The organism is Mucilaginibacter mali (assembly GCF_013283875.1).
In the GTDB taxonomy this organism is placed as follows: domain Bacteria; phylum Bacteroidota; class Bacteroidia; order Sphingobacteriales; family Sphingobacteriaceae; genus Mucilaginibacter; species Mucilaginibacter mali.
This window is the reverse complement of record NZ_CP054139.1, coordinates 1,708,202-1,730,774: the sequence shown is the minus strand read 5'-3', so window position 1 is coordinate 1,730,774 and position 22,573 is coordinate 1,708,202. Positions and strand designations below refer to the sequence as shown.

Annotated in this window: 14 protein-coding genes; 6 read left to right on the top strand and 8 right to left on the bottom strand. The window is 46.4% G+C overall.

Annotated features, from left to right (window positions below; all coding sequences use genetic code 11):
- Window positions 1-225 precede the first annotated feature (225 nt).
- The 6 genes from HQ865_RS07335 to HQ865_RS07310 form a co-directional block, all read right to left on the bottom strand.
- On the bottom strand, window positions 226-1,236 hold the full coding sequence (locus HQ865_RS07335) for a pectinesterase family protein (protein WP_173414263.1): 1,011 nt from the start codon (window positions 1,234-1,236) through the stop codon (window positions 226-228).
- A gap of 9 nt (window positions 1,237-1,245) precedes the next feature.
- Complete coding sequence (locus HQ865_RS07330; RefSeq protein ID WP_173414262.1) at window positions 1,246-2,910, bottom strand: glycoside hydrolase family 28 protein; 1,665 nt, start codon at window positions 2,908-2,910, stop codon at window positions 1,246-1,248.
- A 32-nt stretch (window positions 2,911-2,942) separates the two neighbouring features.
- Window positions 2,943-3,740 (bottom strand): rhamnogalacturonan acetylesterase, encoded by a 798-nt coding sequence (locus HQ865_RS07325; RefSeq protein ID WP_173414261.1) that lies wholly within the window; start codon window positions 3,738-3,740, stop codon window positions 2,943-2,945.
- Between the two features lie 245 nt (window positions 3,741-3,985).
- Complete coding sequence (locus tag HQ865_RS07320; RefSeq protein WP_173414260.1) at window positions 3,986-5,650, bottom strand: hypothetical protein; 1,665 nt, start codon at window positions 5,648-5,650, stop codon at window positions 3,986-3,988.
- A 33-nt stretch (window positions 5,651-5,683) separates the two neighbouring features.
- Window positions 5,684-7,483, bottom strand: coding sequence for a RagB/SusD family nutrient uptake outer membrane protein (locus HQ865_RS07315; RefSeq protein WP_173414259.1), 1,800 nt, complete (start codon window positions 7,481-7,483; stop codon window positions 5,684-5,686).
- Window positions 7,484-7,504: 21 nt separating this feature from the next.
- Window positions 7,505-10,726: a SusC/RagA family TonB-linked outer membrane protein gene (locus HQ865_RS07310; protein WP_173414258.1), complete on the bottom strand. Its 3,222-nt coding sequence runs from the start codon at window positions 10,724-10,726 to the stop codon at window positions 7,505-7,507.
- Window positions 10,727-11,060: 334 nt separating this feature from the next.
- On the opposite strand from HQ865_RS07310, the gene HQ865_RS07305 reads away from it, so the two are divergent.
- Together HQ865_RS07305 and HQ865_RS07300 are read left to right on the top strand one after the other, a co-directional pair.
- Entirely contained in the window at window positions 11,061-12,110 is a 1,050-nt protein-coding gene (locus tag HQ865_RS07305; RefSeq protein WP_173414257.1) for a LacI family DNA-binding transcriptional regulator, read from the top strand.
- Window positions 12,111-12,314: 204 nt separating this feature from the next.
- On the top strand, window positions 12,315-13,808 hold the full coding sequence (locus HQ865_RS07300; RefSeq protein ID WP_173417744.1) for a malate:quinone oxidoreductase: 1,494 nt from the start codon (window positions 12,315-12,317) through the stop codon (window positions 13,806-13,808).
- A 377-nt stretch (window positions 13,809-14,185) separates the two neighbouring features.
- Here the strand turns inward: HQ865_RS07300 and HQ865_RS07295 are convergent, their stop codons facing one another.
- Window positions 14,186-14,542, bottom strand: a complete 357-nt coding sequence (locus HQ865_RS07295) for a hypothetical protein (RefSeq protein ID WP_173414256.1) — start codon at window positions 14,540-14,542, stop codon at window positions 14,186-14,188.
- A 181-nt stretch (window positions 14,543-14,723) separates the two neighbouring features.
- Window positions 14,724-14,996: a hypothetical protein gene (locus HQ865_RS07290; protein ID WP_173414255.1), complete on the bottom strand. Its 273-nt coding sequence runs from the start codon at window positions 14,994-14,996 to the stop codon at window positions 14,724-14,726.
- A 157-nt stretch (window positions 14,997-15,153) separates the two neighbouring features.
- Between HQ865_RS07290 and HQ865_RS07285 the strand changes: the two genes are divergently transcribed.
- From HQ865_RS07285 to HQ865_RS07270, 4 genes are all read left to right on the top strand, one after another.
- Window positions 15,154-17,619: a carboxypeptidase-like regulatory domain-containing protein gene (locus tag HQ865_RS07285; protein WP_173414254.1), complete on the top strand. Its 2,466-nt coding sequence runs from the start codon at window positions 15,154-15,156 to the stop codon at window positions 17,617-17,619.
- A 150-nt stretch (window positions 17,620-17,769) separates the two neighbouring features.
- Entirely contained in the window at window positions 17,770-20,277 is a 2,508-nt protein-coding gene (locus tag HQ865_RS07280; RefSeq protein ID WP_173414253.1) for a TonB-dependent receptor plug domain-containing protein, read from the top strand.
- A gap of 203 nt (window positions 20,278-20,480) precedes the next feature.
- Window positions 20,481-20,822 carry a hypothetical protein gene (locus HQ865_RS07275; protein ID WP_173414252.1) on the top strand — a complete coding sequence of 114 codons (342 nt, stop codon included), beginning with the start codon at window positions 20,481-20,483 and terminating at the stop codon, window positions 20,820-20,822.
- A 419-nt stretch (window positions 20,823-21,241) separates the two neighbouring features.
- Window positions 21,242-22,573 carry a TolC family protein gene (locus HQ865_RS07270; RefSeq protein WP_237073766.1) on the top strand — a complete coding sequence of 444 codons (1,332 nt, stop codon included), beginning with the start codon at window positions 21,242-21,244 and terminating at the stop codon, window positions 22,571-22,573.

The window sequence follows — 22,573 nt, the reverse complement described above, 5'->3', positions numbered from 1 at the left end:
GTTGGTTTTGTGTTGGTCGTTATTAAAATTCAGCCTTAACCTAATTGTTCAAAAAATATTTCAGCATACAATTTTAAGCAGATTTTAGCTTTATCGAACCAATTCTGCCCGGTTAAAACTATGCAAACGTTCCCGGCAACGTTACCGATAGATCGTACCGTCAAACCGGTATCAAAGTTTATATTTATATATAAGCTAACCGTCCTGTCGTATCCTGCAAGCTGTTTACTGCTTCGCTTCCGGATCCCAGTTGTCCTTGCCGCCTAAAATATTTTTCAGTGTGTATTGCTTCACTTCCTTATCCGTTAACTGGTGCGACCAGGCTACTCTTGCCCTGGCATTGGCACCCGGACCGGTACTTTGATATTCGGCATAATAAGCCGTCTTTTCCTTATCAGGGAACATGGCATCGCCTTTCCATGGGTTCCATCCTTCAGGTATAATGTGCGCGCCCATTTCGGTACGGATATAAACCGTTTTCGCGTATGCCCGCCATGGCCGGCCTAAAAACTCCTTAGTTACACCTGTATCGGCTATCAGTTTGCAATCCATCAGTACATAGCCAAAGGGCTGCAGGTCGGTAGTAGCGGCGGCGGTAACGTACGAGTTAACCAGGCTTTTGATAGTGCAGCGTTGGAAAACCGCTGTAGCTTCACCAAAAAGGAAATCTGTAGTACCTTCGATATAACAATCCTGGTATAACTGGCGCGAACTGGCGGTTGCGGTGTAAAGCGTATCCTGGTTACCCAGTATGCGGCAGTTCTTTATCACGCTGCGATCACCCTCGATATGCAAAGCAACGGCCTGGCCTACCCTGCCGGCTGTATTGGCGATGGTCAGGTTTTCGGCTACAAAGTTATCTCCCGCCACTAAAACGGTGTAGGAGGTATAGGTCGACATTTTATCCCGACCAAATGCATCCTTGCCACCCGGTACTGCCTTACCCGAGAAATCATCGTTAGTGATGATGGTATTATTCTTATCCTCACCTATCAGCGAAATATGTGTCTTCCACGAGGGGATCACCAGCTTTTCGTGATAAACGCCTTTTTTTATATAGATAGGCACCTGCACTTTACCCAGGTCGCGCACATTGTTTACGGCCTCCTGTATGGTTTTAAAATCGCCGCTGCCATCCTGGGCAACGGTAATCTTTGTATATACCTTACTAATTGGCTGCGCTAATAATTGCGCCCCTATCACCAACCCACCAATAAGCAGCAACAATTTTTTCATATCGATATATTATTTAAAGCTGATGGCCTTGCTATCCGCGCCCGATTTAAAATCAACCTTATCCTTAGCCTTCGATACATCGGTATTGCTTACGCTGATATCCTTGGTACGCTCGCCGGTAACGCTGAACAGCAGATCGGCGCCGTTGGTATATTTAATACCGTCAAGCTTTACATTATTGCTGTTTTCTACAATAATTACCGGCTTGGTATCCTTACTTTCAAAGTGCACATTTTTAAGGGTGATGTTGCTGGCTTCAGAGATCTCGGCACCCTTGGTGGTTTTCAGGATCACATTCTCCAGATGGATACCTTTGATTGCCATCTCCGGTAAGCCACGGATCAGCAGACCACTGGCTGCACCGTTACATACTACGTTATTTACATAGAAATCCTTAAACTGTGGGGTACTTACATCAGCGGTATAAGTTTTAGTGGCAGTGGTTTTAGTGCCTTCGCCTTCGGCTACGGATTTACCTCCATAGTACATATCAAATAAAATAGCGCTGCCTAAAATATCGCGCATGGCAATGTTTTTTACGTAGATCTTCTCTACCACGCCACCGCGGCCGCGGGTAGTTTTAAAACGCAGGCCGATATCGGTACCGATGAACGTACAGTCTGTTACAAAGATGTTCTTCGCTCCGCCGCTCATCTCGCTGCCTATTACAAAGCCGCCGTGCGCACGGTATACCACGTTGTTGCGGGCAATTACGTTTTCAGTTGGTTTACCGCGTTTACGGCCCTCTTCATCACGACCTGATTTAATGCAGATACCATCGTCACCGGCATCGAAAGTATTACCCTCTAACAACACGTTACGGCACGATTCGATGTCTATCGCGTCGCCATTCTGGGCGTTCCACGGGTTGCGCACGTGCACGTTGCGCAGGGTCAGGTCTTCGCACAGTAGCGGGTGCAGGCACCAGGCTGGTGAGTTTTGCACGGTTACGTCCTGCAATAAGATCCTTTTGCAATTGGTCAGCACCACCATATTCGGGCGGAAGAAGTCCTTCATGCTCTCGTAGTCAGACAGTGCTTTACCGGGTTTCAGGTAAATGGCGTCCTTTTCGCTCTGCCCTTTTACATAACTGGCCGAAGGATACCAGGTTTTGCCATTTTCGCTTACCACACCACCCGATGCCACTAAATTCCGCCATTCGCTCTCGCTCAGGCGGTCTTTACCAATAGCCCGCCATACGCCGCCGGCACCGTCGATGATACCTTCGCCGGTGATACCGATATTGGTTAGATTAGTGCCCGATATAGGCGATTGGTTACGCGGAGACGGATGACCCTCGTAATTGCCGGCCACCAATGGGTACTGGCTTTTATCATCGGTAAACTGCAGCAGGGCCGCGCGGCTTACATGCAGGTTTACATTGCTTTTTAATACGATGGGGCCTGTCATCCAGATACCTTGTGGAATCAAAACCACGCCGCCGCCTTTATTGCTGCAGGCGGTTATCGCATCGTTAATGCTTTTGGTGTTCAGGGTGATGCCATCGGCTTTGGCCCCGTATTTAAGGATGTTTATGGTATCCTTTTTAAATGCAGTCTTTGCAATTTTAGGCAAGTTTGTCCAGCTATATTCTTTTTGCTGTGCCGATGCGCCGAAGCCGCAAGCCGCAAGCATAATGGCCAAACAAGTATTTTTAGTCGCGTTGATATTCATATATAGGTTTTTATTGGTATCTGTTTAATAATTTACTTCGCTGCCGGCGCTACGGTGGCCGCGTTAGCCCCTTTTACAATCCTGTCGGCCAGGTCTAATTTTAAGGCTTTGATATCGTTAAGCACAATTTGCGCCATCTTGCGCGCGCCTGTTTCGCTGAAGTGAGTGTCGTCAATCTTACCGTCAGGATAATTAGGGTTTTCGCCGGGTTGCAAATGATTGTAAAGCAGCTTTGAACTTTCCGGGCCAAGCGTTTGCAGCAGGGCCTGGCTTTCGCGGTCGTGGTCTATCAGCGGCACCTTCTGTTCGGCGGCCACCTTGCGCACAATTTCCGAATATACATCGTGCGTACCCTGCACCTTGCCGTTTGCATCAAACTTGCGGCGAGCTACCGGGGTAAGTAATATGGGGATGGCCTGTTTAGCGCGGGTCTCGGTTACATAACGCACCAGGTTATCGTGAAATTCGGTTTCAGTAGTGGCGGTCTTCTTGGTCGGCACCTCATCGTTATGACCAAATTGCACCAGTACATAATCGCCGGCCTTCAGTTTGTCCACAATCGATTGCCATAAGCCCTCGGTGATGAAGCTTTTAGTGCTGCGGCCATTCTTGGCTACGTTAACCACGGTTACCGTTTTATCGAAGTAAAATTTAAACGGCATGCCCCAGCCGGTCTCGGGATAAGTCCTTACATCCTTATCGGCCATGGTGGAGTCGCCGGCCATATAAACAGTAATATTATCGGGCTTTAAAGCAAACGAGAACAGCGTAAAAACGCTGAAAATCAGCATTATTAAAACAGCATTCCTGTTAAAAAAAAGTTTCTTCATAATTGGTTATTAAAACAGGTTGGTTAATTCCCGGCTAAAATATGATATTATTATGCACATCTCTTTCCTAAGCCATCATGGTTAATACAAGGTATCACAACCACTAAATACGCTATACAAGATTAAGCACAACGTGTAAATAAAAAAAGGGACTGCCCTAATAAATCAATGCAATCGTTTGCGTAACCTATATACCATTAAATAAAAAGGCCGCCGAAGCAGCCTTTTTATTTAGTATCCTGATTTTACTTAGCCCACCGTGGGTCGCCTATGGCGCCGCCGGTTGTACTGGCTGTGCGTAAGGATGATCCCGCAGGTAAGGTAAAGTTGGTGGTGGTTGCTATCCAGCCCAAATCGGTAGTGGTATTGGCGCCGGTAGTAACGGTGGTATTTGTGGCATTAATCAACGCAGCACCGCCCGAACCATTATTTAAACCGAATGTATTGTTATTATTGAACGAGAAGGTGCTTCCCGAACCAGAACCCCTTAATAAACCTGCAGTGGTATTACCCGCTTTTGGTGTATTGGCAATAATATTATTAGTAACGGTAACAGCAAGCGGATTGGTATTGCCGTCAACCAGGGTATACATATTGTTACCGCCAAAGAAGTTAAATGTACACTTGTCGATATTTACTGCCGGGATCGGTACGCCTGTACCCAGCGCAGTGCTGGCTACCACCAGAGCGCGGCCAAAATCGTAGAAAGTGTTGTTAGTAATATCGATACGGGTAAACTGCATTTTGCTCAGTTCGATGGTATTGAAACCGGTAACTGCTGTATTGATACTGCTAATAACCGAGTTGTTGATCAGGATATTGCCGATCTTATAATCAGTAGCGGCAGAGCCACGGTTGCCCCTCATCAGGGCTGATGTAACGTTGCTTACGGTACAACCGTCAACACTAACGTTAGCGTAGTTACATTTCTCTGCATCGGCAGCTACACCGGTAAAATTAATTAAGTATGCAGCCGCGCCTGCCGTACCATCAAGACCGATATTTTTAAGGGTAATACCTGCACCGGTACCGCGCAGGGTAAACTCTTTGAAGTTTATCTTAGTATCGGCAGGGTTACCTGATATTGATTGCAGGGTGATGGCTTTTTGCGCAAGCGTAAAGTTTACAAAGGCCGATGTAGCATCCTTGGCATCATAAGTACCAGCATTTAAGCCAATGATATCGCCATTAGCCGCGTTGGTAACCGCGTCTACAATGCTTTCGGTAGCGCTCAGCACACGGGTATATAAAGGTGTGGTGAATGTAGTGAAGCCCTTTACCCTTGTACCGCCATACAAATCAGCACGGTAAGTTACGTTAGCGGTTAAACCGGTAACCAGTTTAGATTGCGCGGTAACATCGGCAGCCGCAAGTGTTACGTCAAACGGGGTGCCTGCCGGAGCTGTCGGTGTAATGGTGATCTTGGTTACGCCGGCGTCCGCCAGCCATCTAAGCGTTGCTGTTTTTGAAGACAGATCGGCATTAGGTACTGTTTGCAGGATACCTGGCATAGTAAAGCTACTGGTGGTAACCACATAAGCGTTTGAACCGGCTGCTGTTGCTGTTGCATTAGCTTTAACGCGCACAAAATAAGGCTGCCCTACCAATAATTGCTGATCGGTTAGCGTAAGCGTTACCGCGCTGGTACTGGTGGTGTAATCTACCGTGGCGAAGGTGTTATCCTTTGATACATCAACCGTATAAGTTAGGCCGGTGCCATTTGAAAACAGGGAAGCCTTCCAGTCTATTTTCACCGTGGCGCCCGATGGCGTAGTGCTTAAACCTGCCGGGGTAAATGCCCGCGATGGGGTAAAAGTTGTCGCAGTATCGTTCTTTTTGCACGAGGTGAGCATTGTTGCCCCTAAAGCCGGCAACAACAGCCACACGATATATTTTTTATTGATCTTCATTTTCATATCTATTTAAAAAAATATGCTGTTCTGTTAATAACCGGGGTTTTGTACCAGGTTAGGGTTAACGTCTATCTGATTTTGCGGGAATGGCATCAACTCGCTTTTACCCGGTGTAAATGCTACCGCAAAATAGGTTAATATGGTAGTATTAATACCTGTGCCCACCCAGGATACAGCGGTATAACCTGCCGGTGCAGGCGTTACAGTCGCATCATAAAAAGATGTGGTGGTGTAGAATGTAAGCGGGGCCGGCAAACTTGGTTTATAATAAATGGTGGTAGGCAGTGTTGAATAATCTACAGGTGTAGTTTCGTTATTATACCTTAGCCGTTGGTACATAGCCGTCATACGTGCTTTAGCTTCGTCCAACTTGGTTTTCAGCATATTCCAGCGCAGCAAATCGTATTTGCGGATACCTTCGCCACCCAACTCCCACGAGCGTTCATTCACAATGGCGGTAAAGAAACCCGCTTTGTCTGTTGGCGTAGTGCCAATAGCAGCAGCGCCGAAAGCTCTTTTGCGAACAGTTTCGAAAGCGGTAATGGCAGCGGCGGTTGGCGAGCCATTTATTTCATTATCAGCCTCGGCAAACATTAGCAAAACGTCTGAATAACGGACGATCGGCCAGTTGGTACCGAAATACTGCGCGGCCGATGTTAACTGGGTGGTCCAGTCTCTACGGAATTTACCATCAACCATTGATTGCAATGTGCGGGCTACCAATACAGGGCCGGGGCTAATATCATATGGTGCGCACATCACGTCGCGGCGGGTATCATTACGGTCGAAGGAATAGAAATAAGTAGGCAACACTGTTAAAGCGCCGTTGCCTGTGCCATTATAGCGCGGGCCGTTGTAATAGCCCAGTTTGCTATCACCCAGCGAACTGTTACCGCCAGACATACCTACTTCCCAAAGTATCTCGCCATTAGGCTCCTGCTTATGCTGGCAGATATAATCCTTCCAAACCGACTGGTAGCTGGCATTCAGGCGGTGATCGCTGCGGGCCATGATGGCGCTGCACTCGTCGCGTGCTATCTGGTAGTATTTTTTGTAGTTAGCTTCATCGCGTTTCATTGTAGCGTCTGAACGTAAAGCGTAACCACCTCTAAACAAAGCTATACGTGCCCTAAGCGCGCGGATTGCTCCCTGCGAAAGTCTTTCGTTGGTGTATTGGGTAGCTTCGGTACGCCACGGCACTAAGGTTTCGGCCATGGCCAGGTCGGCCAGGATATGATCGTAAGTGCTGTCGCGATTGGTTTTGGGTTTAAATAAGTTATCCTCAAAAGCCGATGGGTTAAACTGGGCAGGTACATCACCCCAATTACGGATCAATTCAAAATAAAACTGGGCGCGCAAAGCAAGCGCCTCGCCATAAAAACGCTTTAGTAAAGCCTTATCGCTTGCCGAACCATTGTTATACATATCCATTTTAGGAATGTAGTAAATAGCCAGGTTTGAGCGTTCCACTCCTGCATAAAGCTGGGCGTACGGGTTAGGCAACTGCGTGTTACTGGGCTGCACATTGTAGTGGGCAATATCGCGTCGTTCGTTATCCGGGTACGGCGTAGCGCCCTGCCCCATCATCTCATCGTTATCTAACGGATAGTACATGCTGAGCCTGATACCGTAACCGGCATCACCGCCAAGGCATGCATAGGCGCTTATTAAAGCCTTCTCGGCATTACCGGTATTACTGAAAACGTAATCGGGGCCGAAGGTAGAAACCGGGTCTATTTCAAGAGATTTTTTGCACGACGGTATCGCGGCAATGATACCTGCCGCCAGCAAAATGCCCGATGTATATTTTATGATTTGATTTGTTGTCATTTCTTTAAATTTTTAATGCTTTTACAATGTCAGGTTAACACCGAAAATAAACGCTGTACTGCGCGGGTAGGCCGAGTAGTCTACACCCGGGGTAACAGGGCTTGAACGGCGGGTATTCACCTCCGGGTCAAAACCACTGTACTTAGTCCACACCGCCGCGTTATTTACGGTACCGTATATCCTTAAGTTGCTCACTTTTACACGGCTTAACAAGCTTTTGGGGATGGTATAACCCAGTGTAACATTGCTTAAGCGTAAAAACGATCCGTCTTCTACCGCCCATGAGTTTACATAAAATGAGCTGGCTGTAGTAAGCGGCGACCAGATAGTGGCATTAGCATTCAACGCGGCCAGAGCGGTTGGGTCGGTAACACGCACGCCCTGGTCGTTCACATTGCGCCAGCGGCCTTCCATTACCGATAACAGGTTGGCATTGGGGGTATAACCGCTGCTAAACTCCAACTTGTTGGCATTTAATACCTTGTTGCCGTATTGAAAGTTTACAAATACGCTGAAGTCAAAATCGCCATACCTAAACTGCTGGTTTAAACCACCATAAATTTTCGCCTGCGTACTGCCCAGGTTGGTACGGTCTTTATCGTCAACAACGCCATCGCCATTCAGGTCTTTATATTTAATAACACCAGGCTGTGGAGGCGTTGAAGTAACCGACTGGTTATTAGCCACGCCCGATTTTAAAGTATATACACCCGAAGCGTAATTAAAATCATCTATGGTATAAAAACCATCGCTTTGCAGGCCCCAGATAACACCTACCGGCTGGCCTACCTGTGTCAGGTAGTCTGAAGGCTGGTTGCCGCCTGCCCAACCCGATGAATATAACCTTGAAGTAGAAATACCGCCCAGGCTAACAATTTTGTTATCATTATGCGATAGGTTGAAGTTGGCGGTCCAGGTAAATTTCTTAGTGCTTATTGGGGTAGCGTTAATTTGCAGCTCGAAACCTTTGTTTGATGTAGCTCCGGAATTACGTAATTGTTCGCCGTAGCCCGTTTGTGTACCTAATTGGTTTTGCAACAACAGGTTGGTTATCGAATTATCATAAACATCAGCCGTTACCTGCAAACGGTTTTTTAGGATGGCAAAATCTAAACCCAAACCTTTAGATGTGGTGGTTTCCCAGGTAAGGCTGTTAAAAGCCAGCGCGTTTGGCTGGTAGCCTACCACATTCACATCGTTTTGGCTGTAAGTGTTGCCGCCAGAGTTGGCATTAAACTGGGTAAGGTACAGGAACGGATCTACACGGTTATTACCTGCCTTACCGTAATTGATACGGAACTTCAGATCGTCAAAAGTATTTTTCAGCTTACTGAAAAACTTCTCTTCAGATATACGCCACGCGAACGAGGTGGCCGGAAAATCGCCCCATTTATATCCGTTGGCAAACAACGATGAACCATCGCTGCGCATAGATATGTTGATAAGGTATTTATTATCAAAACTGTAATTGATACGGCCAAACAGCGAGAACACCCGGTTGGTAGCTTCGGACGAAGTTGCGCCGCCCACCGGCACTGTGCCCAGGCTAAAGTTATTAATGGCGCTATTAGCCGATATGCCTATTGGGAACAACAAAGCGCTGGTACCATAATTACGGGCAATGTTCTGATAAAGCTCTTCGCCTAACAGTATAGTCAGGTTATTGCGTTTGCTAAACCGGCTGCCCGATTTATTCATATCAAAAGTAATGGTATTTGCATTATCCAGCGTGTAGCGGTTTAGCGTGTTGATAGATGCCGTTGGCTGATTGGAATTTTGGCGCGCTACCGAAGTAATAGTATCGTTAAACGCGTTCATACGGTTATTGATCAAATCGTAGCCCAGGGTCGACCGCAGAGTCAGCATTTTTATGGGGTTGTAGGCCAGGCTCACGCTAAAGTTAGCCGTGCTATTGTAGTTCTTCCGGTATTCTGCCTGGTTTAGCAGCAGCGGGTTAACCAGCGATAAGCTATTGGCATTGGTTTGCAAAGCATAATCGGGGTCGTAGTCGAGCAGGTCTTTACCACCAGTTAAAATAGGCTTATACCTGATAACCTGGCGTAACCTGTTGCTTGATGATGAACCCGGATCTGAAGTACCGGCACCATTTACAATGGTATTGTTATAACGAACCGCAAAATCGGCCATTAACTTGTCGTTTATCTTTTGATTCAGTTTAAAGTTGATGATCTTACGGTTATAATCGGACAATTGCTGAATCCCCTGCTCGCCGTTTGATGAAATACTCAGGTTATATTTGGTAGATTCGGTACCGCCGGTAAGGCTTAAGTTATGGGTTTGCATTAAAGCATTACGGCCAAACATTTCATCCTGCCAGTCAACAAACGGGGCTTCTTTATAAAGATCAAGATCGGCAAACGCACCATAAGCACTGGTAAAGGTGCTTAACTCTGTACCGCCGTTTAACAAAGCGCGTTCGTATTGATATTTTACAAAATCGTAAGTATTAAACACATCAAGCTTACGGCGGATATGGCGCCAGCCGGCCAAACCATTATAAGTAACAGTTGGTTTTTGCACCCGGCCGCCTTTGGTAGTGATCAGTACTACACCGTTGCTGCCGCGCGCGCCGTATATCGCTGTCGATGCGGCATCTTTCAGCACGTCGATGGTTTCGATATCCTGTGGGGCCAACACGGTCAAAGCGTCTTCAACCTGTATACCATCTACCACATATAATGGCGCGTTATCCAACCTGATAGAACCGCCACCACGCACCTTAATGGTAGCTGTAGTATTTGGCGAACCTTCCGACTGGTTGATCTGCACACCGGCCAGGCGGCCTTCCAAAGCCTCGGAGGCTGAGTTGATGGGCAGATCTTTCAGTTGCTTAGCGCTAACCGATGATACCGAACCGGTTACCGCGTTACGCGATACCGTACCGTAGCCGATATTCACAACAGCAACTTCATTTAGTTGCGTAGCATCGGTTTCTAAACCGGCATTGGCCTTTGTGGCGCCGGCGGCCACCTTAACCTCTAAGGTTTTGTAACCCACCGAACGGAACACCAGCGTAACCGCGCCATCGGGCACAGTTATTTTGTAGTTACCGTTAACATCAGATTGTGTACCGCCCGATGCGCCTTTAACAAGCACAGTAACCGACGGGATACCATCGCTTGTCCCCTTCTCTGTTACCTGGCCGGTAACCTGCCGGGTTTGTGCAAATGCCGTTCCGCACAGGAAAAGCAATAAGCAAAACTGTTGTAGAAATTTATTCATAGTTTGGATTGGTTTATAAATGATAGCGGTTTATTTCGCATAAAACATACAGCCATAACATGCCGTAAAAGGCATATCACCGGTTAAAAAAATTTTCAGTACTTAATTATAAATTGGTCAAAAGATCGGCCCGTATCACTAAAACAGGGCGATTACAAAGGCAAGATTAAGGACAAGCCGGAAATAAAAAAAGTATATCAACGATTAAATCAATGCAATCGTTCCCGGAAACGATTGCGCAAAACAGGAAGGCCGATAAATCTGATTAAATAGCTAATTTAGCGTAGTAATTATTAGGATATTGTACTATATAAAATACTAATTTAGCGGCAGAATGTTCGAATCGTACACTATAAAAGATATTGCAAAAGCACTTGGGTTGTCTACCTCAACCGTATCAAGAGCTTTAAACGGCAGTTACGAGATCGGGGCCGAAACCAAAAAACTGGTACTGGAATACGCCGAAAAAATAAATTACCGCCCCAATCCTATCGCCCTTAGTTTAAAGGAGCAAAAAAGTCACTCGATAGGTGTTGTAGTTGCCGAGGTAGCCAACAACTACTTCTCGCAGGCTATCAACGGGATAGAATCCATCGCGTATAACCGGGGATATCACGTTATTATTACCCAAACGCACGAATCGTACGCGCGGGAGACGGCCAACGTGCAGCACTTGATATCGCGCCATGTAGATGGCTTGCTGGTATCTTTATCAGCCGAGACCACCGACCTGAGCCATTACCAATATTTGCATGATAAGGGATTCCCTATTGTTTTCTTCGATCGTGTAGCACCTAACATCGAGACTCATAAGGTTACTGTAAATAACTTCCAGGGCGCATTTGAGGCTACCGAGGAACTGATCAGAACCGGCTATAAGAAGATTGCGCATCTGACCAATTCCTATAACCTGCTGATCAGCAAGGAACGTTTGAACGGGTATAAGGCGGCGTTAGAAAAACATGGCATCCCCTTCAACCCCGAATACCTTAAACATTGCAACCATGGTGGCATGATACAGCACGAGGTGGAAACCACCATCCAGGAATTACTAAACCTGGATGATAAGCCCGATGCCCTGTTCATCACCAGCGACAGGCTGACCACCAATTGCCTGTATATATTAAAAAAACTGGGTTTACGCGTACCCGAGGATATCGCCATTGCCGGTTTTACCAATAGCGATGTTGCCGAACTTTTTGATCCGCCGCTTTCGGTAGTGCGCCAGCCCGCTTTCCAGATAGGCCAGATAGCTACCGAAATGCTGATCAACCTGATAGAAAGCAAACGCCCGGTTACCGAGTTTGTTACCGAGACGCTGGAAACGCAACTGATCACCCGCGCATCCACACATAAAAGCGGCAAAAAGAACAATGCCGGTTAATTGATTTTGTAAAAGATAGGTTGCACAGGCGCAAGGGCTTAGTGTTTTGAAAATATCCAAATAGGCTTTCAAAAAAAATCAGTAAACTTGCCCTGTTTTCGCGGGGACTGAGCGATACGGGGGCATTCGCCTGGTGTTTATACTGCCAAAGATCAAAAATTGCATGGTTATCGCCTGTAATTTTTGTCACCATATATAATAATGATGAGCAATAGCGGTCAAAATTCTGATGTTGATGTAGTTTTAATAGGCGCGGGTATCATGAGCGCCACTTTAGGTTTTATGCTGAAGGAATTGCAGCCCGACCTGAAGATCGAACTTTTTGAACGCCTTGACGTGATGGCCGCCGAAAGCAGCGACGCCATGAACAATGCCGGTACCGGCCACTCGGCTTTTTGCGAGCTGAACTACACCCCCCAATTGCCTGATGGTTCGGTTGATATCAGCAAGGCTATTAAAATTGCCGATCAGTTTGAAATTTCAAAGCAACTGTGGGCTTATCTTATCGATAAAAAATACATTACCGATCCTAAAACGTTCATCAATACCGTTCCGCACATCAGCTTTGTTTGGGGCGATGAAAACGTATCGTACCTAAGCAAACGTTACGAAGCCCTGAAGAAGAACCATTTCTTTGCCGAAATGGAATACACTGAAGACCCTGCCATACTAAAAACCTGGATGCCCCTGGTAATGGTTGGCCGTGATCCGGTCGAAAAGGTATCGGCTAATAAAATGGATCTGGGCACCGATGTTAACTTCGGCGCGCTGACCAAGGACCTGATCGGGGTGGCTAAAACCAAATCGGGTTTTAATGTGCACCTAAGTCATGATGTTACCAATATTAAACGCAGCAAAAACGGCGACTGGCAGGTAACTATAAAAGATAAAGTAAACGGGGGCAGCCGCAAGGTGAACGCCAAATTTGTGTTTGTTGGCGCCGGCGGTGGCGCTTTGCCCCTGCTGCAAAAATCAGGCATACCAGAAAGCAAGGGCTTTGGCGGTTTCCCGGTGAGCGGGCAGTGGTTAGTTTGCAACAACCCCGATATTATTAAACGCCACCAGGCTAAAGTTTATGGTAAGGCATCGGTAGGCTCGCCGCCAATGTCGGTACCGCATTTGGATACACGGGTTATCAATGGCAAGCGTTCGCTGCTATTTGGGCCCTATGCGGGCTTCAGCACCCGCTTCCTGAAGCGTGGTTCGCTGTGGGACCTGTTCGGGTCGATCAAACTAAACAATATCCGCCCGCTAATGGCCGCCGGTATAGATAATATCCCGTTGACCAAATACCTGATCAGTGAGGTAATGCAATCGCAGGATGACCGGGTGAAATCGCTGCGTGATTATTATCCCGAAGCTAAAAAGGAAGACTGGGAACTGGAGATAGCCGGCCAGCGTGTGCAGGTGATCAAAAAAGACCCGAAGCGCGGTGGCGTACTGGAGTTTGGCACCGAAGTGGTTACCGCTGCTGATGGCAGTATAGCCGCACTGCTGGGTGCTTCGCCGGGCGCGTCAACCTCGGTTCCTATCATGATACAATTAATAGAGCGTTGCTTTAAAGCGCAGGTTAAAACAGCTGAGTGGCAGGCTAAGCTAAAAGAGATGATCCCATCTTATGGTCAATCTTTAGCTAAGGATGCCGTTTTGAGCGCCGAAGTACGTAACCGCACCAGTAAGGCCTTGGGCCTGGTATAGCCAATTGTAGAATCTTATCATGAAGTCCTTTTAAAACAAGTTTTTAAAAAGACTTTCTTTTATAGGTACTTTCTTCCCGGTTTGATGAGCGTTTAGGATACCAAAGAACGATTTATTGAACTTAATTTTAATGGCTATGTCTAAATCTCACTTATTAATCGACTAATGCATCGGCCTAAAAAGGAGTCTATTCCGCTCATTTTCCATAAAAAAGCTATTGTTTTTTAATCGATTTTTAAAAATTGGTTTGCAGGATAGTACAATAAAATAACAATCGGGGTGGTTTTTAAGCCCAACGGGCATTTAGGACTATACAATATAGCAAAAATAATCGGGCTATCCAAAACTTAGTCGGCGTGTACGGCGTTTAAGTTAACTTAAAATTCCCTGCGGCGCAGGTAAAACCAACCGCCCACTAATGATGCCGGCGCGAAGATGAGTATTGCCATCCACTGTGTCCAATGGCTGCCGCCCGACATCAGCATAGATAATGCCGCGAAGCCCGCCATCATACCCGCTAACACATAATTTACCGTAAGGCTGCGGGTATGGGCTATGGATTGCAGCACTATCCCGGCTAATACAGAAAAGAAAAGACCGTAAACGCCGGTCAGCAGTTCAAATCCGGTGGATTGCGGTTTATGCGGATCGAGCCCGGCTGAATGGAAAAGCACCACCGCCGAAACCGCAAATATCAAATAGCCGGCAATTACGCCAAATATCTTCCTGATCATATATCAGTTGAAGGTAGAAAAATTTATGTTTACTCCATTACACATTCTTCATTACTGCTTCCCTCTTTCCGCGTAGCGGAGAGAGGGTGGTACAGCGAAGCGCTGACCGGGTGAGTCAACAAGTAAACAGGTCCTCGCCCCGGCTTTCTATGTGCTCAGATCATCTCATATTATTGTTTAACTACAACACCTCCACATAGTTGATAATGAAGCGGGCCACCTGCTCCTGCTCGGTAATGCTAAGGTCGTTGCCATCGTAGATCCAGTAACCCTGCGTGTCGAACAACACGCGGCCAAGGTAGTCGGGGTTGTCTTCAAAAGCGGTGTACAGGTGGTAGCAAAGGCCGTTGCTGCCGTTTATCACATCGGGTATCACTTTTATCACTTCATCGGGGCCGGCTTTGCGCTTTAGCCACGCTTTTGCTTCCGTGCAGAGGTATGTTTTTGTCGCCATCGTTGGTGGATGAATTCTGCAACAAATATATAAACTTACTAATATTTTTAGTAAAAAATTAAGTTTTATTTACTTGAAACAAAAAATAACAAGCACACCGTTTTTTTGGGGGAATGCGCATTAGTAAATCATGACAATTTTTGTAGATTTAACTACCATGAAAACCTTTACCATCTGCGTTAAGTTACTGACCGCTTTATCAATAGTTATTTTATTGGCATTTAGCCCGGCCGATGATCTGTTAGACGCGTTGCTGGCAAAAATAGAAAAGCGGGCTGCCGATTATCCGCAGGAAAAGATCCACCTGCATTTAGATAAACCCTATTATAGCATAGGCGAGGATATGTGGTTTAAAGCCTACGTAGTAGATGCGGCAGGCAATATGTTATCCGACCGGAGCAAGATATTATACATAGATCTGCTGGATGATCGCGACAGTGTAAAACAAACGCTGTTACTGCCGCTAATGAACGGCACTGCCAGCGGCAATGTGCATTTAAACGATTCGCTGCTTTCGGCGGGTAAATATCACATTTGCGCCTATACCAAATGGATGCAGAACTTCGGCAGCGAGTATTTTTTCAGGAAAGACATATCTATTGTGAACGCACTGAAAGGAGTGGTCAATAGCGCTTCTGAGAAACGCATAAACAACAAAAATTTGGCTACCGTTGCCGATGTGCAGTTCTTCCCCGAAGGTGGGCATTTAGTTTCAGGCATCCGCACTAAAATTGGGTTCAAAGCTTTAAAGCCCGATGGTTTGGGCGAAGATATCAGCGGATATATTGTTGAAGAAGGTAGCACCGGGCATGTGGCCGACTTTAAATCCGAACATGCTGGTATGGGCGTGTTCGCCCTGATGCCTGTTACCGGTAAATCCTATAACGCTATTATTAAACATGCAGATGGTTCTGAAAAGCGTTATCCACTACCAAAAGCCGATGAAAGTGGTTATGTGCTGAACATGAACCATGTGGGGGCGGATAGCCTTTCGGTAAAAATATCAACCAGTACAGGCTTGATTGCCGATAAAGAAGCTATCCTGATCGCCCAGTGCAATGGCATAGTGAAATTGGCGGCCAAACCGAAGTTGGATAACACAGGCAACCTTAGCTATATCTCCACTAAAAAATTCCCTACGGGTATCGTACAGTTTACCTTGTTTAGCCCAGAGATGAAACCCGTAGCGGAAAGACTGGTGTTTGTGCAGCACAATGATCAGCTAAGTGCCGACGTCAAGACCGATAAGCCCGAATATCCTAAACGAGGCAAGGTAAACATCGGTTTGGATGTAACTAATGTTTATGAGGAAGCGGTTATAGGCAGCTTTTCGGTAGCGGTAACCGATGAAGGCAAAGTTAGTACGGACGAGAATAACGAAACTACCATTCTATCCAACCTGCTTTTAACTTCGGATATCAAAGGCTATATCGAACAGCCCAACTATTATTTTAACCTGCAAAATCCCGACAGGTCAAAATATCTTGACCTGTTGTTATTAACCCAAGGCTGGCGACGGTTTAGCTGGGCCGATCTGCTGACTGATAAATACCCCGCAATTAAATATCAGCCTGAACAAAGCCTGGCGGTTACCGGAAGTGTGCTTACCCTCGGTAACAAACCTGTTCCCAAGGCCAAAGTAAACTTAATTGCGCGTTCTGGCGGTGGTCTTATTATGCTGAATACGGTAGCTGATGACCAGGGCCATTTTGCTTTTACAGGGCTGGATATTGCTGACAGCACTAAGGTAATGGTAAAGGCCACCAGGGCCAACAATGGCACCCAGGTAAAAACAGTTATCGACCGGAAACCGCGTTTAAATTATGCCGGGAATTATAGCGCTCTTTATATAAATAGCACAGGATTGGATAACTACTTGCAACAAACCCGCAATCAATTTACCGAAATGTCTAAATTGGGGCTGATAAAAAACGCCATCGCGCTAAAAGAGGTAAATATTAAAGCCGTGAGGGAAAGAGACAAATTTACGATGGCAAAAATGATTCCGCACTCCTCAAACCTCGATCCGGGAAATGCGGATTATGTGATCAAACAAGATAAACTGGAGCAAGAAACTTATTTAACAGACGCATTAGCAACCATTCCGGGTCTCGAAGTCAAAAAAAATGGGATATATTCTACGCGTGCATCTTCGTTAGGTGGAGCGAAACCAATGGCGATAATTCTTGACGGAGCTCGAATCCCAGCGGGAGTAATGAGTTCCATCAACCCTTTTGATCTGGCTGGTATAGAAGTGCTCGTCGGGGCATCCAGAGCAATATATGGTTCAGAAGGCAGCAGTGGAGTTATTATCATCACCACCAAACGCGGTGGCGAGAACGACTCTCCACCCAATATTTTCAACATTGCCCACTACACCCCACAGGGCTACGCAGCAGTTAAACAATTCTACTCCCCCGCCTACGATACCCCCAACCAAACCAAAATGGCCGATTTGCGCAGCACCATCTACTGGAACCCCGATGTGGTTACCGGATCCGATGGCAAAGCCAATTTTTCGTTCTACAATGCCGATGGTACAGGTACTTATAAGGTTACCATAGAAGGGATGGATACTAAAGGCGGCTTGTTACGCAAAACATTTACTTATGTGGTGAAGTGAGATACGAAAAGGCCCTTATGCCACCACAAAACTGGCTGTTAGTGGCCTGCCAATGCTGCGCGAATGAATAATTTATATTCAACAACTAATTTTGGGGCAAGTATACGCCGGTAAAAAATCCTCAATATTTTTTTTGTAGATTTAACTACCATGAAAACCTTTACCATCTGCGTTAAGTTGCTGACCGCTTTATCGATAGTTATTTTATCGGCATTTAGCCCGGCCGATGATCTGTTAGACGCGTTGCTGGCAAAGATAGAAAAGCGGGCTGCCGATTATCCGCAGGAAAAGATCCACCTGCAACTGGATAAACCATACTACAGCATAGGCGAGGATATGTGGTTTAAAGCTTATATTGTTGACGCACGCCAAAATTACCTGTCCGTCCAAAGCAAAATATTATATGTCGATCTGATCGACAGTCGCGATTCGGTGCGCCAAACATTACTGCTACCGGTAGAGAATGGCCTGGCGCGCGGCAATATGTACCTGAGCGATTCGCTGCTCAGTGCCGGTAATTACCGCATTTGCGCGTACACCAAATGGATGGCCAATTTTAGCAGCGAATATTTTTTCACCCAGCATATCTCTATTGTAAACGCGCTGAAAAGCACGGGGAGCAGCAGTTTAGATAATAACAGAAAGCCGGTATCAGCTGCCGATATACAATTTTTTGCCGAGGGCGGGCATTTGGTTACCGGCATTCGCACCAAAATAGGCTTTAAAGCCCTAAAGCCCGATGGTTTTGGCGAAGATGTTTCGGGCTATGTAATTGCAGACGGGAGCAGCGAGCATGTAGCCGAATTTAAATCGGGACATGCGGGTATGGGTATTTTTGCCCTGGCGCCCGCTGTAGGTAAAAATTATGCGGCTGTAATTAAACATGCCGATGGTGTTGAAAAGCGTTATCCCCTTCCTACGGCCGAAGCAAGCGGATACGTATTAAATGTCAATCATACCGGTAAGGACAGTCTCTCCATAAGGGTATCCGCCAGTCCCGATCTGCTTAACAGCCGGGAAGCGGTGGTGATAGCTCAGTGCAATGGCGTGGTACAGTTTGCAGCTAAGGTAAAACTGGATAAGGCATCTAACACCAGTTATGTCTCCGCTAAAAATTTCCGGACAGGTATCGTGCAGTTTACCCTTTTCTCGCCCGATTATTTACCGGTTGCCGAACGGCTGGTTTTTATAGATCATGGCAGCACCATAAATGCCGATATCAAGGCAGACAAGGCTGAATATGCCAAACGCGGCAAAGTAGCTTTAGACATTGCCGTAAAAAACGCTTTAGACGAACCGGTAACAGGTAGTTTCTCTGTCGCGGTAACCGATGCGGGCAAGGTGATAACCGATGAGGACAGCGGTAACTCTATCCTGACAAACTTGCTGCTAACATCAGACATTAAAGGACATATAGAGCAGCCGGGGTATTACTTTAACCCGGCAAACCCCGACAGGCTGAAGCACCTGGATCAGCTGTTATTAACCCAGGGCTGGCGGCGTTTTAGCTGGGCCGATCTGCAAGCCAATAAATTCCCAACCATTAAATACCCGCACGAGCAAAGCCTTACAGTAAGCGGCAGGATCCTTACGCTGGGAAATAAACCGGTGCCTAACGGCAAGGTGATGCTATTTGCCAAATCGGCCGATGGCCCGCTTATTTTAGATACCGTTGCTGATGAGAAGGGGCATTTTGTTTTTAACAACCTGTACCTGGCCGATACTGCTAAAGTGGTGGTGAAAGCTACAAAAGCCAACAATGGCACACAGGTAAAAACGGTGATAGACCCTAAGCCAAGGTTTGCCAGGCTGCAAGCCAATGGAAATATGCAAATTAACAACACCGGCCTCGCGCTTGATAATTACCTGAAGCAAACCCGCGGGCAATTTGCCGAACTTAATAAATTGGGGCTTACAAAGGGCAACACCCTACTAAAGGAAGTGGCAGTTAAAGGCTTACGCGACCGTGATAAGTTTGTAAAGGCCAAAATGATACCGAATTCCGCCAATCTTGATCCGGGCTCGGCCGATTATGTACTTAAACAAGAGCAACTGGAAAAGGAAACTTATTTTTCGGACGCCATGCGCCGTATACCCGGTATTGATATTGTTGAAGGCAAAACCGGGATCGATATATATTCGGTACGGGCAAGCGGCACATCTTTTTCGCGTACCGACGAAAAAAGACGAAGTATGTTGATTGTGATAGACGGGGCACAATTAGACGCGCTGTCCGCCCCTCCTGTGCTTAAAGCCCTTAATCCGCAAGACCTGACAGGTGTTGAAGTATTAACGGGTTTAGGTAAAACAATTTACGGTGAAGCCGGCAATAAAGGTGTTATTATCATCACCACCAAGCGCGGCGGCGAAAATGACGCGCCTAACCTTGTTTTTAATATCAACCATAATCTTTCGCAGGGGTATTCGACGGTGAAAGAGTTCTACTCGCCCAATTACGATACGCCAAACGATCAAACTAACAAAGCTGATCTCCGCTCCACCATTTACTGGAACCCCGATGTGGTTACCGGGGCCGACGGCAAAGCCAATATATCGTTTTACAATGCTGACGGAACAGGTAGCTATCGGGTTACGTTGGAAGGCATGGATACCAAGGGCGGGCTGGTGAGGAAAACGTTTACTTACATAGTGAAGTAAGCCAGCGGTGAGTGAGACCTGTGGGCTATTACTTCAACAGCATTAGGTGTAGTGAATGACAACTGCGGTACAACTGTTTAAACGGTAACTATATCGTAGTTTATATGATTCATTTATAACACTTTAAAATATAAATGTTTTATTATATTTGAATAAGGTTTTTGATCAAATCAATCTAACTAATAAACTTTATCCAATAAATTATGAAAAAAGTACTATTAAGTGTAATGGTGGTGTTTTTTATATTGCCACTATCCTCATTCAAGTCGGACTATGTTCTGGCAAAAAATTTCCAAATCAAAGAGTTAAAAAAACAGACTGATCCATTCATCGGTGAGTTTTATTATGCCCCTACAGGTCAAAATTATTATGTTTATGGAGATAGTGCAGGAAATGTCACGTACCTTGAAGATGATAACGGACCAGTAACTACTTTTTTTGGAACGTGGGGAACAGATTATGGTTTGAGCCATGATTGTTTGGGAGTGTGGCTCTTTATTGGAGTAGGCCCTGGCTATATTTATAACGACATACTTTATCAATGATTTAACCTGCTATTTTAGAAGCCCTGCCTATAACCCAGCAGGGCTTTTTTGTTTGGTGTCTCGTCCTGAAAGTTATTGCGTCCCAAGCAACACTTTAGCGGTGATGGCGTATTAAACGCATATCCGGGCGGGCATCCACGCCCAGATACCAAAAGGTGTAAGCGTCCACGCTTCAATGGGCGGTAAAGTTTTGAAAAATTCGTAATGTTTAAACGTTATTTCAACCTGTTGGCGGTTTTATGACCGATCTCCCAGACTTACGATTTTTCAAAACTTCGCAAGTCTTTCGCTCCCCTTTGTAAAAAACATTTTACAACCCTAATCCCCTATCTCTCAAACATTTTCCTCCATCCTGGTATTATCCTATTCAAAAAACGCGGAAAGCCTGTTCAGCCGGGCCTTCCACAAAACAGATGAGGATGAATATTTGCCGATACCTGCTTACCGCCCTTATTTGCACCTGCAGCAGTGCCGCTGTGCTGGCGCAGGACAGCACCCTGATCGGTGTTCCGCTGAAATGGGATATCCAAAAATGTATCGAATACGCTAAAAAGAACAATATCCAGATCAATAGCCTGCGCCTTAGTCAAAAGATAAGTGAGCAGGAGTTTTTGCTGGCCAAAGCCTCCCGCCTGCCCGATCTGTCGGCCTCGGCTTCGCAAAATTTCGGGCATAGCAATAGCGCGGGTTCAGGTAGCGGCCGCTCGGGCTTTACGGCTTCGGGCAATTATGGGTTGAGTTCATCTGTAACGCTGTATAACGGCAATTACATCAACAACAACATCGCCCAAAAGAATTTGGCCCAGCAGGTAGCCAACCTGAGCGTAATGCAGCAGGAAAACGATATCACACTGCAAATTACCCAGGCTTATTTAACCATACTGCTGGATAAGGAGACCATTGTTTACAATAGCGACGTGGTTACCACATCGCAAGCACAACTGAAGCAGTATCAGCAAAAATTTGATGTAGGCGCCATCGCCCGTAAGGATCTGGTGCAATTACAGGCCCAGGTAGCTACCGATCAGTACAACCTCGTTACTGCCAAAAACCAGGAGCGGCAAGACCTGCTCACACTCAAGCAACTGCTGCTGCTGCCAACCGATGCCACATTCGACGTGGTAAAACCCGATACCATTGCCCCGGTTAACACCAACACACCGCTGCACGATGCCGAGCAAATAGCCCTGAAGAACCGCCCCGAAATAAAAAGCGGTCAGCTGGCGGTTGATATCGCACAGTACGATGTGGCCAAGGCCAACGCCGGGTATAAACCTTTCCTCAGCGCAGGCGGATCCGTTGGCGCCAGTTACGTTACCGGTAACGGGGATTACTTTTCGCAGTTGAACCGCAATTTTAACCAGCAGATAGGTTTGAATTTATCGATCCCCATCTTCACCAAGCGACAGGTAAAAACGCAGGTAGAAGAGGCTAAAATTGGTGTAGACCAGGCCAAACTGGATTTTACCAATACCAGGATCACGCTATCGCAACAGGTAGAGCGGGCCTACATTAACGTGCAAAACGCGCAGGGCCAGTACGAGGCCGCCCAGCAAGAGTTTAAATTTAACCAGGAAAGCTACCGCATTGCCAACGAGCAATTGAAGGTGGGCGTGGCCAACATGGTGGAGTTTCTGCAACAGAAGAATTTGTATATACAGGCCCAGCAATCGTACATACAATCTAAGTACAACACGCTGCTCAGTTTAAAGATATATGACTTTTACAAAGGGATACCCATTACCTTATAA